Here is a 19,952-nt window from a genome sequence, read left to right on the forward strand (position 1 = left end):
ACGGAAGCCGAACCGAAGGGCAGTGAACGCGGGAACCGCTCAACCCGTCATCGCGGAAGCCGGGCCGGACCGTGACGTTGGGGGCGGCTATTCGAGGCCGCGTTTGCCGGGGGTCCAGAAAGGCTTCACCAGGACCGCACCGCGAGGCCAGCCGCGCTCGCGTACGAAGTGGTCACGGACGGCCTGGACGGTGCGGGCCTCCCCCGCCACGTAGGCCACCCCGGGCTCGGCGGGCAGGGAGAGTCCCCGTACGGCCTCTACCAGGGAGAGGGAGGAGGCCGCGGACTTGTCACCGCGATAACGCCAGGTCAGCTCCTCGCCCCGGGGCAGCGGCAGACGCCCCTCCGGCCGGGCGATCTCGATGGCCCCGTGGACCGCCTCGGCCGCGGGCAGGGCACGCAGCATGGCCCCGAACGGGACGCAGGCGGTCTCCTCCCCGACGAACACGTGGTACGCGGCGGGACGGGTCACGAATCGCCCCTCGGGTTTGCCGAAGACCACCTCCTGGCCGGGCTCGGCCGTATGCGCCCAACGAGTGCCCGGGCCGGCGCCGTCATGATCGAGCACGTAGAGTTCGAGCCGTCCGGTCTCGGGCTCGTAGTCCCAGACCGAATAGGTGCGTAGCACGTCCCGCAGGCCGTGCAGCCACGTCTGCGCGGCCAGCAGATCCTTGACGTGAACGCGCACCTGCTGGCCCGGCGTCCACTCCAGCCCCACCGCCCCGGAGAGGCGCAGCAGCCGGGTGCGGTACGCGACCTCCTCGACCGCCTCGACCACTCCCCGGACGAACAACAGATCGAGCAGACGCCGACCGGCCATCAGCCCTCCAATGAGATATATCGCATCTTGCCGAGAAGACACGATATAACTCGAACCCTCACCAGAGAAGCCCTCTCGGCAGCCGCCTCCGATTCTCCCTTGCCCAGCCGCTCCAGCTTCCCTACCAGGAAGCCCGTCCGAAAACGAGAGCTCGATCCGAACGTGAGGGCGCCCCGGAAGCGATACGAACGATCACCCACCCCACCAGGCAGCACCGCCGTACGCCGACCCCAGTAACCGCCAACACTCTTAGAACACGGCCAACCTCCCTGCGAGGCCGTAGCAAGGCCGGAAACCAGATGGGAGGCCATCCGACCCCACCGCACCGATGCCACCAGACACGACCGACCTCTCCTGCAAGACCAAGGCGAGACCAGAAGCCAGACGGGAGGCCATCCGACCCCACCGCACCGGTGGCGCCGGACAACGACTCCGGCGGTCGCCAGCACCCTCAGGGACAGCCGATCTCCCCTGTGAGTCCGTAGCGAGGCCGGAAGGTGGCGGGGGTCATTCGGGCTCGTCGGGGTGGTGTGGGCGGAGGGTGGTCCTGGCGGTGGCCAGGGCTTTCAGGGCACGGCTGATCTCCGCGGTGTCCGGGGGGTCGTCGGCGGCGTGGGTCAGGTAGTCGGTGCAGTCGCGCAGCCAGCGGCGGATGACCTGCTCGGCGCGGGCCTGGTCGCGTCGGCCGGTCTCCAGGGCCGCGATCCGCCGTTCCTCGGCGATGTCGGCGAGCAGGTCCTGGTCGTCGGCGAGGGCTCTGACGTCGGCCAGCGCGTACCGGCCCAGCTGGTCGGTGGGCAGGCCGCGCCGGCCGGCGATCCGGGAGAAGACGTCCTTGGGCCAGCCGAGCAGCAGGGCCGCTCCCCTGGCATTGACCGTCTCGAAGCGCGGGCCCTTACGGGCCGCCACTATCTCGGTCACCCGTCCGGCGTCGAGGGCGTCGATGTCGTGCGGGTCGTAGAGCGGGCGGCCCTGGAAGCGGTCGGCCATGACCAGCTCGCCGGAGATCACCAGCACCTCGATGTCGGCCGGCTCCACGTCCAAGCCGACCCGGACGGCCAGCCGTTCGGCGGCCTTGACCGCGCCGACCGGCGGGTCCTCCCCCAGTGCCGCACGGATCTGCGCGGCGCGCCCGGTGACCTCGGCCACGGCGGCCGCCGACCAGCGTCCGCCCTCCAGGTCGGGCGGCGGGACCAGCCCGCGTTCCCGGGCCAGGCGCAGTTGCCATCGGGCCAGGTCGAGTTCTGCGGCCAACTGGACGAATCCGAGGGCGGGCCGGGTCGTCGGCTCGATCATGAGCGGTGTCCTTTCCGAAAGAACCTGCGGCCATCGTCTTTCCGGCAGGACGGAGGAGACAGTGGAACGTCGTTCTGTGGACAGGTGCGCGAGAACGGGCCGCCGGTGCGGGCAACGGCCGCTGAGCGGCAACTTCGGGGCCATCCGGCGTTCACCATGCGGGCGACGGCGCGTTCGTCGCGCCTTCCTACACTCGGCCCTGCCGCGGCAATCGATCGTCTTCGCACCCCCGTCAGGAGACATCTTCGATGGAACGCCGTACCTTTCTCCGTGCCTCAGTGGCCGGGGCGGGAGCCGTGGCATTCTCCGGAAGCCTCTGGCAGAACGCCGCACTGGCCACCCCCGCGCAGAACGCCGCCAGTCCCTACGGCCCGCTCCAGGCGGCCGACGCGAACGGCCTCCAGCTTCCCGCCGGTTTCACCAGCCAGGTCGTGGCGAGATCCGGCCAGACGGTCCCCGGCACCTCCTACACCTGGCACAGCGCGCCCGACGGCGGAGCGTGCTTCGCCGACGGCACCGGATGGATCTACGTGTCCAACTCGGAGATGAGCGGCGGGACGGGCGGTGCGTCCGCCCTGCGGTTCAACTCCAGCGGCACCGTCACGTCCGCGTACCGCATCCTGAGCGGCACCGAGCGCAACTGCGCGGGCGGCGCCACGCCCTGGAACACCTGGCTGTCGTGCGAGGAGTTCGACAACGGGCAGGTCTGGGAGACCTACCCGTTCGGCGGCACGGCGGTGGCCCGCCCGGCGATGGGCCGGTTCAGCCATGAGGCCGCCGCGGCCGATCCGGTACGGCGCGTCATTTACCTCACCGAGGACAAGAGCGACGGGTGCCTCTACCGCTTCGTGCCGACCACCTGGGGCAACCTGGCATCGGGCACCCTGCAGGTGCTGCGGGCCGGCACCGCGACGTCCGGCTCGTTCACCTGGGCGACGGTCCCGGACCCCGACGGCTCCCCCACCGCCACACGCAACCAGGTGTCCGGGGCCAAGCGGTTCAACGGCGGTGAAGGCTGCCACTACGCCGACGACACGGTCTGGTTCACCACCAAGGGCGACAACCGGGTCTGGCAGCTCAACCTGCTCAACAGCACCTACGAACTGGCCTACGACGACAACCTGGTCACCCCCGGCACGGCGCCGCTGACCGGGGTGGACAACGTGACCGGGTCGTCGCACGGCGACCTGTACGTCGCCGAGGACGGCGGCAACATGGAGATCTGCATGATCACCCCAGACGACAAGATCTCGGTGTTCCTGCGGATCAACGGGCAGAGCGCGTCGGAGATCTGCGGCCCGGCGTTCAACCCGGCGGGCGACCGGCTGTACTTCTCCTCCCAGCGCGGCACCTCCGGCTCCTCCTCCGGAGGCATCACCTACTGCGTGAGCGGCCCGTTCCGGCGCTGACCCGTACGACCGCGCGCACGTTTCCCGGCGTGCGCGCGGCCCGGTCCCGGACGGCTCACGGTCGTCTGCGGCGGTACGGCACCCGGGGTTTCGGCCGAGCTGTAATGGCTCGCCGGCGGTCGAGCAAGGGGGAAGTAGCGGGGCAAAGCCCCACAGGAACGCAAGGCCCGTGGCGGAGTGATTGCGCGCGGTAATCCAATGGGGGCACTCGGGCGTCCCAGTCTGTGTACGATCAGCGCCCTTACGATTACTTGACGCCATCTCCGGGGAACGATGAACCACCTCATCGCAGATTCCAGAACCGCCGGGTGGATCCTCGGCGTCCTCCGGTGCGGCTGCGGGCTGCTGGGCTGCGCGGTACTGGCCACCGCCATCGCGTTCGCCACGGCGAGCCCGTCGTCTGCCGATGCGGACCCGTCCCATGCCGGTACGCCCCCGTCGCAGCCCGGCGCGAGCCCGTCACAGACCGGCGCGCACCCGTCCGGCGCGAGCCCGTCCCCCGGAGGCATGGATCCGCTCAGTGCCGACGCGAGCCCGTCACAGACCGGCGCGCACCCGGCCGATGCCCCGATGCACCAGTCCGTGCCCAAGGAGTGCCGGGATATCGAGTGGCCCGCCGACCCCCGGCTCCTGGAAACCTGCCTAGACCTGCTGCGGTCGGCCAGGCCGGGCCTCGATCGCGACAGGCGGCTGCCCCCGGCTCTACGCCGCCGTGACAACCGTGCGCAACGCGACCGTGTACCGCCACCACGGCGCCACGACGCCGTTCCGCCCCCCGGCTCCCCGGAAGCGGACGTCCCGGGAACGGCGGCGCCCAGCCCGGTTCCGAGCCCACGGCCAGGTCCAGACGCACAGACGAGTCCGGCACCGGCGCGGCCGCCGCACGCCGCCGCGCCGACCCACGGGATCGCCGAGGACCCGCCGGCCGGTCCGCTGCCCCCCATCTCGCTGCTGGGGCTGCTCATGCTGCTGCTTCCGGTGGCGGTGATCGGGCTGACGCTCCGCCAGCGGATGCCGGCCGCAGCGGCCTCGGTCACCCTGCCGGTACCACCACCGCCGGTGATCGGCGCGTCCCGACCCCACGGCCACCCGGTGGTGCCCGATCCGTTCACGGGCTCCCTGCTCGCGCTCGGGGGTCCGGGGGCGGCCGACCTGGCGCGGCTGATCACACTGTCCGCCCTCGAGGGTCCCGGCGACGACAGACTCGTCGTGCTGCCGCGCGCCGACGCCGCGGCACTGTTCGGCCTGGACGAGGACGAACTCCTCGACGAGTCCCCGGACCAGCTGTTCCTGCCCGGGACGCTGGACGCCGCCCTGGCCTTCCTGGAGACGGAGCTGCGTATCCGCGACGACTCGGAGGCCACCGGCGGGGAGCCCAAGCTGCTGCTGGTGGCCGACTGCGAGCAGGAGGCCGGCCGGATCGCCGGGCTGTTCGCCCGCCACCCCCAGGGTCTGTCGGCGGTGGTCTTGGGCGGCTGGCCGGGCGAGCAGGCCGCCGTCGACGAGAACGGCCTCGTCTCGGCACCACCCGCGGTCGCCGGCCTGCTGCCCAAGCAGGCATCGGCGATGTCCCGAGCGGAGGCCCGGCACCGCCTCGACCTCCTGACCGAGAAGTGCCAGGGCAAGAGCACCAGGCCGAAGCGGCGACGCCACCGCTGACCAGCCGCAGGGGGATTCACGACCGGATCCGCAGCATCCCTCCGCACCGGATGGGGAGCCGGCGGCAGGACGGGCCGCCCATGCCGCTGCCGGTCGTCCGTCCGTGCCGGACGGGGAGCCGGACACGGTCCGCTATGTCCGCCTGGACGAACTCGGGAGACGTTCGCGCTGGTGGCGGCTAACGTCTTGGCCATGGACAGCAGCGAGGGAAACGGCGGTGTCCGGGGGTCGCTCGGCCGGGTTCTGACGGAGATCGCCACCGAACGGGCCGCCCAGGACACGCTGTGGGGGGTGCAGGAGTTCCCCGACGGCACCGGACCCGCCTGGCGCGACCGGGCCGACCAGGCCCGGCGGGAATGCGCCGAGGCGGCCTCCGCGGGCGAGCTGACCTGGCGGCACGTGCTCGCCGAGGAGTTCTACGAGGCCCTCGCCGAGGACGCGCCGGAGCGGCTGCGCGCCGAGCTGATCCAGACCGCCGCCGTCGCCGTCCAGTGGGTGCAGTCGCTGGACCGCCGCAGCGGCGCGATGTCCCACCGTCCCCCGCGGCACGGCGGGCGGACCGAGAAGCTGGTGCGCGACCGGATTCCCGAGATCATCGAGGCGGCGGGCGAGCGGCCCCGGACCCGGATCGCCGGGGACCGCGAGTACCTGGCGTTCCTGCGGGCCAAGCTGTACGAGGAGGCCGGGGAGTACGTGTCCGACCGCGATCCGGCGGAGCTGGCCGACCTGCTGGAGGTGGTGCTGGCCCTGGCCGCCGCGCACGGCATCGAGCCCGCCGGGCTGGAGCGGATGCGCGCCGCCAAGGCCGCCGAGCGGGGCGGCTTCACCGGCCGGATCGTGCTGCGCGGCCCGGAACGGGACGTTCCGGAGCAGGCGCCGCGCATGCGGCACGCGGTGCGGGCGATCCTGCTGGACGACGACGGCAACCTGGTGCTGTTCCATCGCGTCAAGCCGGGCCGCGCCCCCTACTGGTCGACCCCGGGAGGCAAGGTCGAGCCGGAGGACGCCGGCCCGGAGGCGGCGCTGCGCCGGGAGCTCGATGAGGAGCTGGGCGCCACGGTGGGACCGCTGCGGCAGGTGTTCGCCTATTCCGAGCAGACGCTGGGCCTGCACTATCTGAGCACGTTCTACCTGTGCCGGCTGACCTCCCTGGATCTGTCCCGCCGCCACGGCCCCGAGTTCGACGATCCGTCGAAGGGCACCTACGAGGTCGACCGCGTGCCCTGCACCACCGCGGCGGTCGAGGCCATCGACCTGTTCCCGGCTCCGCTCGCCACCTATCTGCGCGCCCACGCACAGGAGCTGCCGGCCCTGCTGCCCGAGTGAGGACACCTGGGGAGGCGTTCCCAAGGAGCGTCGTGCTCAGTGTGGCGGGGGTCTGCGGTGTGGTCCTGCGCTGGAGGGCGAGGGTGCGGACGGGTCAGCGGAGGCCGGCGAACAGATCGTCCTCCTGGGCCGGGGCATCGACCCGCGACAGCCGGCGGACGAAGTGCTCCTCACCGAAGGCGCGGAGCTGGATCTCCTCGGGCATGTTCAGCAGGAAGATGCTGTCGCCCTGGCTGGCGTGGGCCTGCAGCGCCTTGCGCTTGCGGTCGGCGTAGGCGGACACGTCCAGGGAGGTGGTGATCAGCTCGTCGGGAGTGCCGAAGTCGTCGGGCAGCTCCTCATCGCCGAGGTCGAGGCCCTGCTCCTTGGCATAGGCGAACATCTGCGCGATCCGGGCCCGGGAGACGGCCGTGTAGTAGAGCTTGTCCGGGATGCCGCTCAGCTCGGCCGCGGCGAGGGTGATGCGGTGGGCCTGGATGTGGTCGGGGTGGCCGTAGCCGCCGTTCTCGTCGTAGGTGACGACCACCTGCGGGCGGTAGCGCTCCATCAGGACGGCCAGGCGCCGCGCGGCGTCCTGGACGGGGATGTTGGTGAACGCGTCGGAGGCGTGGTTGGCGTCCCAGCCGTCCATGCCGGAGTCGCGGTAACCCAGCAGCTCGACGTGGCCGATGCCCAGGTGGGCGGCGGACTCGCGCAGCTCGGCCAGGCGCCGCCGGCTCACGTCCCGCTCGTCGTGGCCGGGGTCGCCCGGCTTGACCCCGCCGGGGCCGTCCCCCTGCTCGCCGTTGGTGCAGGTCACCAGGACGGTCCTGAGTCCTTCCTCGCGGTAGCGCGCGAAGGCGCCGCCCGTGCCGAGCACCTCGTCGTCGGGATGGGCGTGCACGGCCATCAGAGTGAGTTCGCGGTCCATGAGTCCCCGGTCTATGGATAGGCGATCGCCGGACGCGGCTCACTGTACTCAGCGGGGGTGACAGTCCGGGGACGGCGGAGCGCTCACGCCGCATGCTCCTGGGAGGCGACCTCCTTGGCGGACATCTCCTTGTGGGTGAGCTGGAAGCGGGGCGGGTCGAAGGGGAAGCGGGACTCCTCCTTGAGACCGTCGATGATCAGCAGCTCCCCCGGCTCCATCAGCCGCCAGGCGGGGTCGTCGTCCATGGGCTCGCTGGCCACGACATAGGCGGGCGCCGAGTGACCGAGGGAGGTGAGGTCGACCGCCCCCGGCTCGTGCGGGGAGACCAGGTGTCGGGTCTCGCCGGGACCGCCGCCCTCCTTGGGCGGGAGCACCCACAGCTCGTTCGACTCGGGGTAGCGCAGCGCCCAGATCCGGTGCGCCTCGGCGAGCAGGAGGTTGACCGAGTAGAGCGGCAGCTCGGCACCGATGCGGCGGATCGCCTCGATGAGGCCGGTGGTGGTGTCGCCGTGCCGGCGGATCTCGGCGGTGATGTAGGCGAAGACCATCTCCGAGTCGGTCTGCCCCTTGATGAGGGCCTTGTCGACGTCCGTCAGCCAGCCCTCCAGTATGTCCAGTCCCTTGACCACGCCGTTGTGGGCGAAGAGGCGGTCGTGCATGTCGAACGGGTGGCAGTTGTGGACGTTGACCTCGCCGGTCGAGGCGTAGCGGATGTGCGACACGAACGTGTGGGAGACGATGTGCCGGGCCCCCCTGGCGAAGTCGATGTTCTCGAAGGCGGCCAACGGGGCGCGGTCGCGTACCGGCTCGTCACCGAGCGAGAACCAGCCCAATCCGACCCCGTGGGGCATCCGGCGGCTCTGTTCCTTGAGGCTGTAGGGGGCGTCCAGCAGCCAGAACGACGCCTCGACCCGCGGACCCCCGGTAGTCATCCCGAACAGTCGACACATGTCTTCACCATGCCACTTTGACCGGAATCCTCACTCACCAGCCGGAGGCGAAGCCCAAAAAGGACGATCGTCACAGTGGCGCCCACCCCCCACCGGCCGCGTCCGCACCGGTGAGACGGAGGGGCCAGGCGTTCCCTCCGGTGCGGCCGGGGACGCCGCCGGCCGCACCGGAGAGGGCCCCGAACGGCCAGGCCCGGGACCGGACTGGAAAAAGTGATATCACTTTGCTAGATTTCCGACATCGGATGAAGGAGGATGCGATGGGCACGACGAGCACACCGGCCGCCACGACGGCCGTCACCACAGCCGCGAACATGCCGGAGCCGACGATCTCCGAGCGACCGGCCCGCCACCTGAACGGCTGGTGGATGCTGCTGCCGGCGCTGGTGCTGATCATCGTTGGCGCGACGACGGCGGCCGGAGGCGCGGCGGGGATCGGCGGATCCGGCGGGCTCCCCACCGCGGCGGGGATCGCGCTGCTGGTGGGCGGCTGCCTGGTCGCGACCGCCGGGTTGGTGCTCATGGGCGGGCTGACGTTCGTGGCGCCGAACGAGGCGCGGGTGCTGCAGCTGGTCGGCGCCTCCTACGCCGGGACAGTGCGCCGCGACGGGCTGCGCTGGGTCAACCCGCTGACCGAGCGGCGCAAGATCTCCACCCGGATCCGCAACCACGAGACCGGCCCGGCCAAGGTCAACGACCTGGACGGCAACCCGATCGAGATCTCGGCGGTGGTGGTCTGGCAGGTCGAGGACACCGCCCGGGCCTGCTTCGCGGTCGACGACTTCGTGGAGTTCGTGGCCTTCCAGACCGAGGCCGCGGTCCGGCACATCGCCGGCAGCTTCCCCTACGACGCCGCCGACCGGCTGTCGCTGCGCGACAACGCCGACGAGATCACCGCCCGGTTGTCGGAGGAGATCGGCGTGCGGGTCGCCTCCGCCGGGGTGCGCATCATCGAGTCGCGGATCAACCGGCTGGCCTACGCCCCCGAGATCGCCCAGGCGATGCTGCGCCGCCAGCAGGCCGGCGCGGTGGTCGCCGCCCGCCAGCGCATCGTGGAGGGGGCGGTCGGCATGGTCGAGCTGGCGCTGGCCAAGCTGGAGGAGCAGGACGTGGTCGAACTCGACGAGGAGCGCAAGGCCGCCATGGTGAGCAACCTACTGGTGGTGCTGTGCGCCGACCGGGACGCCCAGCCGGTGGTCAACACCGGAACGCTCTACCAGTGACGCCGACCCTTGCCCAAGGAACGCAAGAAACTCCTGCTGCGGCTCGACCCGGCCGTGCACGACGCCTTGGTCCGCTGGGCCGGTGACGAGCTGCGCAGCACCAACGCCCAGATCGAGTTCCTGCTGCGCAAGGCCCTGGACGAGGCCGGGAGGACGCCCCGCGGCGCCGCCCGGATGCGCCGGCCGGGGCGCCCCCCCAAGAGTGAGACCACACCGGCCCCGCCGGAGACGGAGGACGAGGAGTAGCCGATGGTCAAGGTCCCCGAGTCACTGCCGGCCAGAGTGTTCCTGCTGGCCTACGACATGGAACGCGGACGGCTGACCGCCCGCGGCAGGCTGGGCCCGCTGCTGCGCGCGGCCGCGCTGACCGAGCTCTACCTGGACGGCAGGCTGGTCGGCGACAAGAAGCCGGAGATCGGCACCCCCGGGGACGACCCGTACGGGCTGCTGGCGCAGATCGGCGCGTCCCGTCCCCGGCGCTGGCAGTACTGGGTCGGCAAGGACGGGAAGGCGATGGTCCGCGCCGTCCGGGCCGAACTGGAGGCCGAGGGCTGGATCAGGGTGCGCTCCCGCCGCCGGCTGGGCCTCTTCCCCGTCCAGGTGGTGGAGGTGCGCGACCCGCGGGTGGTCAAGGACCTGTGGGGGCGGGCGTCGTCGGCGCTGCGCGGCAAGCCGGTCGCGCACGTCAACAGCTACGACGCGGCGACCATGGCGCTGGCGGCGGCCGCCCGGCTGCGCACGGTCATCGCCCGGGGCGAGCAGCGCCGCCACCGCAAGCGCATCGCCGCCCTCACCGCCCGCTCCGGCCCGGCCGTGCCCGCCCTGCGCCGGGCGCTGGAGACCACGGAAGCCGCCGTCGCCACCGCCGGCTGAGCCACCGCCACCCCGCCCGGCCGCGCTCACTCGGGCGGGAACGCCACGGACCGGTCCTTGTCCGGCCGACGGTCAGCGGATCTTGGGGTACTCGTCCGTGAGCAGCCCGGCGCGGTCCCAGATGCGGCGGCCGCGGCCGTCCAGGAAGCCGACCTCGTCGAAGAAGCGGGTGCAGCGCCGCATGGCCCACGCCCAGACGGCGCGGCGGTGGGGGCTCTCGGCGGCGGCGCGGCGGGCCCGCCCGGGGTCGAGGCCGACGGCCCGGTAGACGGAGGGGTGGATGAGCATGGCCGGGATGAACGAGGTGAAGCGGGCGATGCCGGCGGCCGCGAAGCGGCGGCGGGCCGGGGAGGCCTTGGCGACCTGGCGTTTGAGCTCCTCGCGGGCGTACCTGATGTGCCGGGCCTCCTCGATCACGTGGATGCGCGAGACCTGCCGCACCAGCGGCTGGATCTCCTCGTCGGCCATGCTGACCCGCTGCAGGGAGTCGGTGAACTCCTCCACCACCAGCGTCCCGGCGAACATCTGCAGCGGTAGGTAGGGCGCCCCGGCGGCCAGCTTGGCGCCGTGGTGGACCAGCGGATGCGGGTGGTGGGTGCGCAGCCCGAGGGTGCGCACCATCCGGGCGAACATCATCGAGTGGCGGCACTCGTCGGCCAGTTCGGTCAGGGCGTACGCGCCGTGCCGGCTGTCGTAGGGATGGCGGTAGGCGGTCTTGAGCAGGATGTTCATCAGCAGCAGCTCGGACCAGATGCCGAACGAGGCGATCTCGGCGACCTCCCGTTTGGACAGCTCGACCCGCTGGCGGTGCGTCATCGCGTCCCACAGCGGTGTCTCGTACAGCGACACCAGCGGCGGCGGCATGTAGAAGCGGTCCGGGTCCAGGGGCCGCTCCCAGTCGACGTCGGTGTCGGGGTCGAAGGAGTGCCTGCGGGAGATCTTGATCAGCCGTTCGGCGAGCGGCTCCCGCTCGGTCAGCTCGATGGTGTGGTCGCCGTCCCGGCAGCGGACCACCGCGGTCCGGCCGGCCGGGCGGCCGGCGCCCGGCGCCGTCTGGATGCCCATGCTTCGCCTCCTTATCTACTTACGCCGTAAGTGTGTCACTTACGGCGTAAGTAGACAAGATGTCCGGCGGACTCCGTCCCTCCCGCGCACCTCACCGGCCGCCGCTCCTCCCGGCGTACCGTGGGCATACGGCGTACCGTGGGCACGGACGGTCGAGGACGAAAGGCGGCAGGTGGCCGAGCAGACGCAGGGCGGCACGCTCCCGGCGGCGGGCCGGGAGGCCGACGTCCGGCCGCCGCTGACCTACGACCGGATCATCCGGACCGCGATCGCCCTGATCGAGCGGGAGGGCGTGGCGGCCCTGTCGATGCGCCGGGTCGGCGGTGAGCTGGGCGTGGCCGCCATGTCGCTGTACAACCACGTGCCCAGCAAGGAGGCCATGCTCGACGGGGTCGCCGAGGAGATCCTGTCCGGGCTGAGGCTGGACGCCGGTCCGCAGGCCGGCTGGCGCGACCGCATCCGCGACCTGGCCCACGCCTTCCGCCGGACCGCCCAGGAGCACCCCCGGTCGATGTCGGTGGTGTTGTCGCGGTCGATGGACTGGACGCGCAGCCTGCCGGTGCTCGAGCAGATGCTGACCATCGCCGAGCAGGCCGGTTTCCAGGGGGAGACCGCCGTGCGGGTGATGCGGACCTTCATGGCGTACGTGATGGGCACGCTGATGCGCGAGGCGAGCACGGCCGACGCCCTGTGGCACATCGCCCAGGACGGGGTCCGGGCCGCCGAGATGGTCGACCCCGCCGCGTTCCCGCACGTGGTGGCGACGGCCCGGGAGCTGCTGGATCCCGATTTCGACGCCGACTTCGACTTCGGGCTGGAGCTGCTCATCACCGCCATCGAGCGCCTGCCCCGCACCGCCGGCTGAACCCGGCGGCCGGGCGCGCCCGTACCTGTGGGCAGCGACCCGGAAGGGAGCCGGCAGCAATGATCCACCTGAGCAGGCTGAGCAGGCGCCATCTGTGCCGTCCCGCGCTACGCGGACCCGCCGAGCGGGTGGTGATCGAGGTCTGGCTGACCGGCCTGGCCGGTCTGGTGCTCAACGGCTATCCGGACGCGCGGGAAAGGCCCGCCTCGGCCTGGTCGCTCACCCGGCGGGCCACCGTGCAGGCTCTGCCCGAACGCCGCCCCGCCACCGTCCCCGCGGACGCGCCCGCCTCCCCGGACGAACGGGCCCAGGCCGCCTGACCCGGCTCCGCCCCGCAGACCTGGGTCGCCACCGTCCACGGTTCCCTCCCGCTCCCCGCCGCAGGAGAACGGGACGAAGGCCGGCGGAACACCTTGGCCGGGACAACGGCGTCAGGGGCGGACGCCGTCCGGGCGTGACCGGTGGGCGGCTCAGCCGACGGTACGGCCGCGGACGGCTCAGCCGACGGTGCGGTCGCGGGCGGCGGCCAGGCCGGGGAACACCTGGATGACGGTGATGGCCAGGACGAAGGCGATGGGAGCGTTCCAGCCGCCGGTCAGGTCGTACAACGCGCCGACCGCGAAGGGGCCGGTCGCGGCGATCAGGTAGCCGGTGCCCTGAGCCATGGCCGACAGCCGGGCGGCGGTCGCCGCGTCGCCCGCGCGCAGCCCGAGGAACGACAGCGCCAGCGCGAACAGCGCGCCCTGCCCCAGGCCCAGCACCACCGCCGCCGCCCAGACGAACCCGAGCGGAGCCCACACCAGCGCGGCAAAGCCGGCGAAGGTCAGCGCCACCACCGTCACCACCTGCGCCCGCTGGTCGGGCAGCCGCCGGTCGGCCACCGGGACCGCCAGCGAGCCGGCCGCCTGCACGATCGAGGTGACCGCCAGCAGCAGCCCGGCGTCGGCCTCGCTCATCCCGCGGTCCTGGCCGAGCGTCGGCAGCCAGCCGAACACCACGTAGGCCAGCAGGGACTGCAGTCCCATGAAGGCGCTGACCTGCCAGGCCAGCCGGTCGCGCCACAGGCCGGGGGCGGCGGCGCGCCGGGCCGCCCCGGGACCGTCCGAGGGCGCCGGACGCCGCAGGGCGCGCGGCAGCCAGCCCAGCAGGGCCAGCGCGGCGGGCACCGCCAGCAGCGCCAGCGGCACCCGCCAGCCGCCCGCCAGGGCCTGGTCGAGCGGCACCACCACGGCCGCCGACACGGCCGCCCCCACCGTCAGCGCGGTGGAGTACAGCGAGGTGACCAGCGTGACCGAGCCGGGATGCTCCCGCTTGATCAACGCGGGCATGACCACGTTGCCGACGCCGATCGCCAGGCCCACCACCAGCGACCCGGCGAACAGGGTGGCCGGCACCGGCCCCGCCCGCAGCAGCAGCCCGGCCACCAGCAGGCCCATGCCGGCCGCCAGCAGCGGCTCCTCGCCCACCCTGCCGCGCAGCGCCGGGGCGGCCAGCCCGACCGCGCCGAAGCACAGCAGCGGCAGCGTGGTCAGCGCCCCGGCCGCCGGACCCGACAGGTCCAGGTCGCCGGTGATGGCGGTGAGCAGCGGGCCCACCGTCGCCACCGCCGGACGCAGGTTGAGGGCGGCCAGCACGATCAGTGCGACGGAGACGACGGCGCGGCGGTTTCCCATCGCCCTCACGCGGCCGTCGCCCTCATGCGCCCGCCGCCCGGCGCGGGCCCGTCACGGCACCGGGTGCGCCGGCAGCGGCACCGCGTCCCGCCCCTCGGCGAAGACCAGGTTGCGGGTGGGCAGCGGGATCCGGATGCCCTCGGCCCGGAACCGGGCGTGCAGCCGCTTGACGAACTCGTGCTTGACCACGAACTGGTCGTTGAACTCCCGGGTGCGCAGGATGACCGTGAAGTCGATGCCGGACTCGCCGAAGGTGTGGAAGCGCACCAGCGGCTGGTACTCGGGCACGCCGCCCTCGACTTCGGTCATCACCTCGCTGCCGACCTCGATGGTGACCTTCTCCACCTGCTCCAGGTCGCTGTCGTAGGCGACCTTGGCCGCGATCAGGATGCCCATCTCCTGCTCGGGCCCGTGGAAGTTGGTCAAGATGACGTCGGCGAAGCGGGCGTTGGGCACCACCACCAGGTTGTCGGACATGGTGCGGATGGTGGTGTTGCGCCAGTTGATGTCGACGATGTTGCCCTCCTCCCCGCTGCTGAGCCGGACGAAGTCGCCCGGTTCGACGGTCTTGGAGGCCAGGATGTGCACCCCGGCGAACAGGTTGGCCAGGGTGTCCTGCAGCGCCAGCGCGACCGCCAGGCCGCCGACGCCCAGCGCGGTGAGCATCGGGGTGATGGACACGCCCATGCTCTGCAGCAGCACCAGCGTGCCGACCACCAGCACCACGGTGCGGGTGATGTTGGCGAAGATGGTCACCGACTGGGCGACCCCGGAGCGGGCCAGCGCGACCGAGGTGACGATGCCGGCCGCCAGCCGCGCGCTGGCCAGCGTCACCGCCATGATGATCACGGCGATCAACACCGAGGCGATCACCTCGCGGGTGCCGGGCTGGAACCGGACGGTCAGCACCGCCGCCCACAGTCCCGCCGTGGTGGTCAGCACCACCGCCAGATCGCGCAGCAGTCGGACGAGCAGGTCGTCCCACGCCCACCTGGTGTCCTCGGCGCGTTCGGTCAGCCGCCGCAGCAGCGTGCGTAGCACGATCCCGACCAGCAGGGCCGACGCCACCACGATGACACCGGCCAGCACCCGTCCCCATTCCACCGGATCAGGCACGTTCGTCCGTTCTATTCAGATAAATCAGGATTTGCGGTCGGGTTCGATCGTAGCGAGACTCACGCCGCCGGGCGGGCCACTCCGCAGGCTCCGCGAGGGCAGGCGAACGGCCCGGTGCCGGGCGGCACCGGGAACCGAGGCGGGGCCGGCCGAGACCACCGCACGGCGGCCCTCCCACGATCGGCCCGTGGGCGGAGGGAGACGCGGGCCGGCCACCGGCCAGAACTCCCCGGCCCCGGCGGCTCTCCGCCCGGCGACCTCCCGGACTCCGGCCCCGGCGCTCCCCCGCCCGGTGACGTCCCGGACCGCGCCCGCGGGGTCAGCGGCGGCGCAGTGCCGCCAGGGCCCGGTCGGCGTGCACGTTCATGCGGATCTCGCTCTTGACGATCTCGATGACGCGGCGGTCGGTGCCGATCACGAACGTCTGCCGCTTGGTCGGGGCGAGCGCGAAGCCCCGCCGCACGCCGAAGCGCCGGGCGACCTCGCCGTCCTCATCGCTCAGCAGCGGGAAGCCGAACCCGTGCTTGCCGGTGAACTCGCGCTGCTTGCTCACCGGGTCGGCGCTGATGCCGACCGGGCGCGCCCCCACCTCGGCGAACTCGGTGGCCAGATCGCGGAAGTGACACGCCTCCGCGGTGCAGCCCGCCGTCATCGCGGCCGGATAGAAGAACAGCACGACCGGCCCGTCGGCCAGCAGGTCGCTGAGCTTGCGCGGCTCGCCCTGCTCGTCGGGAAGCTCGAAGTCGTCCACCAGATCACCGACGTTCATGAACGCCACTATCCCCTCATCGGGCGCCGACCGCCACCTCGGCCGGCTCCCGGTCGGCGGACTCGTCCCCGGCGGGACGGCGGCGGTGCAGCAGCAGCATGAACGCTCCGGCCAGCAGGCCCCAGAAGGCGGCGCCGATGCCGGCGATCGTCACCCCCGAGGCGGTCACCGCGAACGTGACGACAGCGGCCTCGCGCCTGGTGGGGTCGGCGATGGCCGTGGTGACCGCCGATCCCAGCGCCCCCAGCAGCGCCAGCCCGGCCACCCCCTCGATCAGCACCGGCGGGGAGGCCAGCACCAGCGCGGTGGCCAGGCCCGCGCCGAGGCCGAGGGCGATCATCGTGGCGCCCGCGGTGACCGAGGCGATCCAGCGGCGGCCGGGGTCGGGGTGGGCGTCCGGCCCGGCCGCCAGCGCGGCGGTGATCGCGGCCAGGTTGACCGCGTGCCCGCCCAGGGGCGCGGCGGCGGCGCTGCCCAGCCCGGTGCCCACCAGGATCCCCGGCAGCGCGGGCCGGTAGCCGTAGCCGGCCAGCACCGCCATGCCGGGCACGTTCTGGGAGGCCATGGTGACCAGGTAGAGCGGGAAGGCGATGCTGACCATGGCGGGCAGGCTCCACTGCGGCACGGTCGGCTCGACCACCGGCGCCAGCGCCGCGCCGTCCAGGCCGTCCGCACCGTCCAGCGCGATCGCCACCACCGCCACGACGAGCGCCGCCGGCATCGCCCACGCCTTGGCGAACCGGCTCAGCAGCGCCCAGGTGAGCACGACCGGCACGGCCATCAGCGGGACCTCGGCCAGCGCGCGGGCCGGGGCCACGCACAGCTCCAGCAGGACGCCGGCGAGCATGGCGGCGGCCAGCGGCTGCGGGATCGCCGCGATCCAGCGGCCCAGCGGCGCGAACAGGCCGGTGATCGCGATCAGCAGGCCGCAGACGACGAAGGCGCCCACGGCGGCGGCGAACCCGCCCTCGACGGTCCCGGTGGACACCAGCAGCGCCGCGCCCGGGGTGGACCAGGCGATGCTGATCGGCATCCGCCGCCACAGGCCCAGCCAGATCGCCGTCACGCCCGCCGCCACGCACAGCGCCAGCAGCCCGGAGGCGGCCTGCCGGGGGTCGGCGCCGACCGCGCGCAGCCCGGCCAGCACGATCGCGAAGGAACTGGCGAATCCGACCAGCGCGGTCACCAGACCGGCCAGCACCGGCTGCGTCGTCCGTCCCATGGGCCCCGCCTCCCCGTCGTTCCATAAACGGAACGTTTCGTGCGTGGAACGATAGCGCCATGGACTCCAGCGCGACAAATCGCCCGGCAATGGACGACGGCACGGCCGATCTGGCGGACGTGGGACGGCGGCTGCGCGCGTTGCGCGAGGAGCGCGGCCTGTCGCTGTCGGAGCTGGCCCGCCGCGCGGGCGTCGGGAAGGCGACCCTGTCCGGTCTGGAGGCGGGCACCCGCAACCCCACCCTGGAGACGCTGTGGGCGGTCACCGGCGAACTGGGGGTGCCGCTGACCGCCCTCTTCACCCGGCCGCCCGGCCAGTCGACCGAACCGGATTCGCCGGTGTTCCACGGCGAGTCCGTCGAGGCCACACTGCTACGGGTCTTCGACGACGAAACAGTGACCTACGAGCTGTACCAGGTGCGCTTCCCCGCCGGGACGGCGCAGACCTCGCCGCCGCACCCGCCCGGGGTCACCGAGCATCTCACCGTGTTCGCCGGGACGCTGCTGGCCGGGCCGATCGGCTCACTCCGGGAGGCGGGGCCCGGTGACTATGTGACCTGGCGGTCGGACGTCCCGCACGGCTACCGGGTCATTGGGGGACAGGACGTGCACGCCAGCCTCCTGCTGCGCTATCCGAGACGCTGACCGGCCCCCTCCAGCAGCCCGGCGACCGCCGAGTGCGACCAGCCCTCGCGGGCGCCGGGACATGCGAGGAGGTAGGACGCGGTGCGCTCGGCCGACCAGCCGTGCGCCTCGCGCAGGCCACGGCCCAGCATTCTCAGGTAGGGGGCGGACGGGGCGTTCAGCCGAGCCTGCGCCGCCCCGTGCGGAGCGGTGAAGGTGAACATCGGGCGGCCGCCCGACTCCCCCACCTTGATGACCGTCTCGTACCGGCCGGGTCCAAGCCGCTGCCGCCCGGTCTCGGCCGCCTCCGACAGGTCGAGGTCCTCCCCCACCTCCCGCCGCATCTCCTGGGCGATGACGTCGGCGAACTGCCCGGCCGTCAGCAGGTAGGCGCGGGCGGCGGTCCGCGACGGCAGCCGCGGATCGTAGAAGGCCATGCCGCCGCCCCAGGTCAGCGAGGTGTGCGCGAAGTAGATGCCGCCGGGCAGCGTCATCGCCCGCTCGGCCTGCGCGGGGGCGGTGTCACGGCACCCGGTGTAGTGGCGGGCCGCGCCGTCCGGCCGCCCGCCGGCCAGATAGCACCGGAACCGTTCACTCGCCAGGTTCGACCCGTACGCCACGTACCAGACCCTGCCGCTCATCAGCCCATTATCACGGCCGTAGCCCGGGCGGCGGCCGATCGCCACGAGGCAGTGATCACACCACGGGAAGGAAAAGATCCCCGCTTCGCATGTTTGGCGGGAAAGGACCTTGGAAACAACGATCTCCGTGGGTGTCTAAGACGCAGATACCTCCTGGTTCCCTTCCCTGTGTGAATCCCGGAGGCCGCGCCATGCCCTCTTCCCTGAACATCGCGCTCGTCACGATGGCCGACCTGGCGACCGACACCGCCGGTACCGACGTCCACACCATCCACGTCCTCGAGCTCGCCCGCACCCTGGGCCGCCAGGGCCACCGCGTGACCGTCTATGCCCGGCGCACCGCCGAAGATGCGCGACCCCGGATCCGGCTCGGCGCCGGCGCCACCCTGGAGCAGCTGCCCGCGGGCCCGGCCCGCCCGCTCGACGAGGCCCGCACCCTGCCGCACGTCAAGGCCTTCACCGAGGAGCTGAGCCGCCGGCTGGCGCAGCCCCGGCAGCGGCCCGACCTGGTGCACGCACACGGCTGGCTCGGCGGCCTGGCCGCCTACGCCGCCGTCCAGGACACCGACATCCCGCTGGTGCAGTCCTTCCACGGCCTCGGCGTGGTGGAGAGCCGCCGTCCCGGCGGGCGGCGCACCGTGCACCCGGCCCGCGTGCGGATCGAGCGGGCGCTCGGCCGCGGCGTCACCCAGGTGCTGGCCGGCTGCGACAACGAGGCCGACGAACTGGTCCGGATGGGCGTGGCCCGTCCCCGGATCACCGTGGTGCCCTACGGGGTGGACGGCGAGCGGTTCCGCCAGACGGGCCCGGCGATGCCGCGCGGAAGAAGGCCCCGCCTGGTCATGGTCTGCGGTGACCTGGAGAACGGCGGCGTGGCCACCGCCATCCGCGCGCTCGTGCACGTCCCCGACGCCGAGCTGGTGGTGGCGGGCGGCCCGGCCCGCGAGGAGCTGGAGAACGACCCCGTGGTGCACCGGCTGCGCACCCTGGCCAAGGAGCTGGACGTCGCCGACCGCGCGCTGTTCCTGGGCCGGCTGCCCCGCAAGGACGTCCCCAAGCTGCTGCGCACCGCCCGGCTGGCGCTGTGCCTGGCCCCGCACCAGCCGTCCGGGATGACCCCGCTGGAGGCCATGGCCTGCGGCGTCCCGGTGGTCACGGTGCCGTCGGGGGCCAGCGCCGACAGCGTGCTGGACCACGTCACCGGGCTGCACGTGCCGGCCGGCCAGCCGGTGGCCCTCGGCCGCGCGCTGCGGCGGCTGCTGGCCGAGGAGACCACGCTGTCGGCCTGGGCCATCGCCGCCGCCGACCGCGCCCACTCCCGCTACGGCTGGGAGCGGATCGCCGCCGAGACCGCCCGCGCCTACGCCCGGCTGCTGCCCGAGCCCGAGCCGGAGCCCGCCGCCCTGGCCGAGGCGCGGCGGGAAGAGGAGGAGCCGGTGGGCGCCGGCGTCTGACCCTCCGGCTTCCGAGCCCGGCCTTCCGCGCCCGTTCTTCCGAGCTCCGTTCTACGAGC

Annotated in this window: 20 protein-coding genes; 10 read left to right on the forward strand and 10 right to left on the reverse strand. The window is 72.9% G+C overall.

Annotated elements, in window-relative coordinates:
• Window positions 1–87: 87 nt before the first annotated feature.
• Together C4U03_RS26415 and C4U03_RS26420 are read right to left on the reverse strand one after the other, a co-directional pair.
• Window positions 88–819 carry a siderophore-interacting protein gene (locus C4U03_RS26415; protein ID WP_103941183.1) on the reverse strand — a complete coding sequence of 244 codons (732 nt, stop codon included), beginning with the start codon at window positions 817–819 and terminating at the stop codon, window positions 88–90.
• Between the two features lie 507 nt (window positions 820–1,326).
• On the reverse strand, window positions 1,327–2,115 hold the full coding sequence (locus tag C4U03_RS26420; protein WP_103941185.1) for a hypothetical protein: 789 nt from the start codon (window positions 2,113–2,115) through the stop codon (window positions 1,327–1,329).
• A gap of 296 nt (window positions 2,116–2,411) precedes the next feature.
• Here C4U03_RS26420 and C4U03_RS26425 point away from each other — a divergent pair, with 296 nt between their 5' ends.
• From C4U03_RS26425 to C4U03_RS41270, 3 genes are all read left to right on the forward strand, one after another.
• The gene (locus C4U03_RS26425) at window positions 2,412–3,524 is read left to right on the forward strand and encodes an alkaline phosphatase PhoX (protein WP_327373689.1); all 1,113 of its coding nucleotides are present in this window, start codon (window positions 2,412–2,414) and stop codon (window positions 3,522–3,524) included.
• A 963-nt stretch (window positions 3,525–4,487) separates the two neighbouring features.
• Window positions 4,488–5,183 carry a hypothetical protein gene (locus tag C4U03_RS26430; protein WP_103941189.1) on the forward strand — a complete coding sequence of 232 codons (696 nt, stop codon included), beginning with the start codon at window positions 4,488–4,490 and terminating at the stop codon, window positions 5,181–5,183.
• A 192-nt stretch (window positions 5,184–5,375) separates the two neighbouring features.
• Window positions 5,376–6,509 (forward strand): NUDIX domain-containing protein, encoded by a 1,134-nt coding sequence (locus tag C4U03_RS41270; RefSeq protein WP_200827481.1) that lies wholly within the window; start codon window positions 5,376–5,378, stop codon window positions 6,507–6,509.
• A 94-nt stretch (window positions 6,510–6,603) separates the two neighbouring features.
• Here the strand turns inward: C4U03_RS41270 and C4U03_RS26440 are convergent, their stop codons facing one another.
• Entirely contained in the window at window positions 6,604–7,419 is an 816-nt protein-coding gene (locus C4U03_RS26440; RefSeq protein ID WP_103941191.1) for a PIG-L family deacetylase, read from the reverse strand.
• An 83-nt stretch (window positions 7,420–7,502) separates the two neighbouring features.
• Window positions 7,503–8,369, reverse strand: a complete 867-nt coding sequence (locus tag C4U03_RS26445; RefSeq protein WP_103941193.1) for a class II glutamine amidotransferase — start codon at window positions 8,367–8,369, stop codon at window positions 7,503–7,505.
• Between the two features lie 260 nt (window positions 8,370–8,629).
• Here C4U03_RS26445 and C4U03_RS26450 point away from each other — a divergent pair, with 260 nt between their 5' ends.
• The 3 genes from C4U03_RS26450 to C4U03_RS26460 are packed head-to-tail and all read left to right on the forward strand — an operon-like array spanning window position 8,630 to window position 10,465.
• Entirely contained in the window at window positions 8,630–9,592 is a 963-nt protein-coding gene (locus tag C4U03_RS26450) for an SPFH domain-containing protein (protein WP_103941195.1), read from the forward strand.
• A gap of 9 nt (window positions 9,593–9,601) precedes the next feature.
• Window positions 9,602–9,838: a hypothetical protein gene (locus C4U03_RS26455; protein WP_103941197.1), complete on the forward strand. Its 237-nt coding sequence runs from the start codon at window positions 9,602–9,604 to the stop codon at window positions 9,836–9,838.
• 3 nt (window positions 9,839–9,841) lie between these two features.
• On the forward strand, window positions 9,842–10,465 hold the full coding sequence (locus C4U03_RS26460) for a GOLPH3/VPS74 family protein (RefSeq protein WP_103941199.1): 624 nt from the start codon (window positions 9,842–9,844) through the stop codon (window positions 10,463–10,465).
• Window positions 10,466–10,537: 72 nt separating this feature from the next.
• Here C4U03_RS26460 and C4U03_RS26465 read toward each other — a convergent pair whose 3' ends face one another.
• On the reverse strand, window positions 10,538–11,530 hold the full coding sequence (locus C4U03_RS26465; RefSeq protein WP_103941201.1) for an AurF N-oxygenase family protein: 993 nt from the start codon (window positions 11,528–11,530) through the stop codon (window positions 10,538–10,540).
• Window positions 11,531–11,702: 172 nt separating this feature from the next.
• Between C4U03_RS26465 and C4U03_RS26470 the strand changes: the two genes are divergently transcribed.
• Both C4U03_RS26470 and C4U03_RS26475 read left to right on the forward strand, forming a co-directional pair.
• On the forward strand, window positions 11,703–12,395 hold the full coding sequence (locus C4U03_RS26470; protein WP_235018150.1) for a TetR/AcrR family transcriptional regulator: 693 nt from the start codon (window positions 11,703–11,705) through the stop codon (window positions 12,393–12,395).
• Between the two features lie 59 nt (window positions 12,396–12,454).
• Window positions 12,455–12,715, forward strand: coding sequence for a hypothetical protein (locus tag C4U03_RS26475; protein ID WP_103941203.1), 261 nt, complete (start codon window positions 12,455–12,457; stop codon window positions 12,713–12,715).
• Between the two features lie 177 nt (window positions 12,716–12,892).
• Here C4U03_RS26475 and C4U03_RS26480 read toward each other — a convergent pair whose 3' ends face one another.
• The 4 genes from C4U03_RS26480 to C4U03_RS26495 form a co-directional block, all read right to left on the reverse strand.
• Window positions 12,893–14,068, reverse strand: a complete 1,176-nt coding sequence (locus C4U03_RS26480) for a CynX/NimT family MFS transporter (protein WP_103941205.1) — start codon at window positions 14,066–14,068, stop codon at window positions 12,893–12,895.
• 51 nt (window positions 14,069–14,119) lie between these two features.
• Window positions 14,120–15,184: a mechanosensitive ion channel family protein gene (locus tag C4U03_RS26485; protein WP_103941207.1), complete on the reverse strand. Its 1,065-nt coding sequence runs from the start codon at window positions 15,182–15,184 to the stop codon at window positions 14,120–14,122.
• Window positions 15,185–15,503: 319 nt separating this feature from the next.
• Window positions 15,504–15,953, reverse strand: coding sequence for a peroxiredoxin (locus C4U03_RS26490; RefSeq protein WP_103941259.1), 450 nt, complete (start codon window positions 15,951–15,953; stop codon window positions 15,504–15,506).
• 16 nt (window positions 15,954–15,969) lie between these two features.
• Window positions 15,970–17,175, reverse strand: a complete 1,206-nt coding sequence (locus C4U03_RS26495) for a benzoate/H(+) symporter BenE family transporter (RefSeq protein ID WP_103941209.1) — start codon at window positions 17,173–17,175, stop codon at window positions 15,970–15,972.
• A gap of 89 nt (window positions 17,176–17,264) precedes the next feature.
• Here C4U03_RS26495 and C4U03_RS26500 point away from each other — a divergent pair, with 89 nt between their 5' ends.
• Window positions 17,265–17,819 carry a helix-turn-helix domain-containing protein gene (locus C4U03_RS26500; RefSeq protein ID WP_200827482.1) on the forward strand — a complete coding sequence of 185 codons (555 nt, stop codon included), beginning with the start codon at window positions 17,265–17,267 and terminating at the stop codon, window positions 17,817–17,819.
• On the opposite strand, the gene C4U03_RS26505 is transcribed toward C4U03_RS26500, so the two are convergent.
• The gene (locus tag C4U03_RS26505) at window positions 17,804–18,439 is read right to left on the reverse strand and encodes a histone deacetylase (protein ID WP_103941213.1); all 636 of its coding nucleotides are present in this window, start codon (window positions 18,437–18,439) and stop codon (window positions 17,804–17,806) included. The two genes, C4U03_RS26500 and C4U03_RS26505, sit on opposite strands and share 16 nt — an antisense overlap.
• A gap of 191 nt (window positions 18,440–18,630) precedes the next feature.
• On the opposite strand from C4U03_RS26505, the gene C4U03_RS26510 reads away from it, so the two are divergent.
• Complete coding sequence (locus C4U03_RS26510; protein WP_103941215.1) at window positions 18,631–19,893, forward strand: glycosyltransferase; 1,263 nt, start codon at window positions 18,631–18,633, stop codon at window positions 19,891–19,893.
• The last annotated feature ends 59 nt before the right edge of the window (window positions 19,894–19,952 follow it).

Source organism: Thermomonospora echinospora (genome assembly GCF_900108175.1).
Lineage (GTDB): Bacteria > Actinomycetota > Actinomycetes > Streptosporangiales > Streptosporangiaceae > Thermomonospora > Thermomonospora echinospora.